1 protein-coding gene is annotated in these 747 nt (G+C 66.8%); it reads right to left on the bottom strand.

The window, feature by feature from the left end; all coding sequences use genetic code 11:
- Positions 1-675 (bottom strand): peroxidase family protein (locus tag NK662_RS24595; protein ID WP_254761342.1); only part of this gene is annotated, 675 nt, incomplete at its 3' end.
- Between the last annotated feature and the right edge of the window lie 72 nt (positions 676-747).

Below are 747 nucleotides of genomic sequence, written 5' to 3'. Positions count from 1 at the left end.
GTACGCCGGGGTGATCTGCTGCGGCGGCTCGGAGAGGCGGCCGGTGAAGGAGGAGCAGTGGCCCTGGCCGATGGAGTGCGCGCCGGAGAGGATGACCAGCTGCTCGGTGTCGAAGCCCTTGGCGGCGAAGTTGTCCTTGAGCTGCTGCACGGTCATGGTGGAGTCCGGGAGCTCCGCCTGGGCCTCGTCGGCCCTGGAGACGACGCCGTCGAGGCGGCCGGCGAGGACGTCGAAGTGGACGTGGCCGTTGCTGAGGATGCTGCCGGCGTCGCGGGCGGCGTAGATGACGATGTCGGCGCAGGACACCACGCCGGGGCACCGCTTCTCCACGGCCGCCTTGATCTCCTCCAGGAGGTCGAACGCCGCCAGCCCGATGTTCACCGGCGCCTCCTTCTCCGGGTGTGGGTTCTCGTACGACTTGTCCAGCAGGACTGACCCATCGCAACCCCTGACGAAGCAGTCGTGGAAGAGGAGGCGGACTAGGGCAGCGCCGGTGCGGCGGTTCTGCTTGAGAGCCTTGATGACGTGCCACTTGATCACGTTCTCGACGCCCTTGCACTTCTTGTGGTAGTACCCGACCTTGAGCTCGCTCGCCGCGGCCGCCGTTCCGGCGAGGAGCAGCGCCGCCGCCTGCACGGCGACGAGGGCGCAGAGGATGGCCACCGACAGCCTCATGTTTCCCCCAAAAGCTTATGTGACCAAGCAACCGGTCCTGTAGAGGAAAGCGGCTTGAGAGAGGTGCTTGAG

Source organism: Ectobacillus ponti (assembly GCF_024294785.1).
Classification (GTDB): Bacteria; Bacillota; Bacilli; order Bacillales; family Bacillaceae_G; genus Ectobacillus; species Ectobacillus ponti.
Note: the sequence above shows the minus strand (reverse complement) of the source record. Positions and strands in the feature narration are given on the sequence as shown.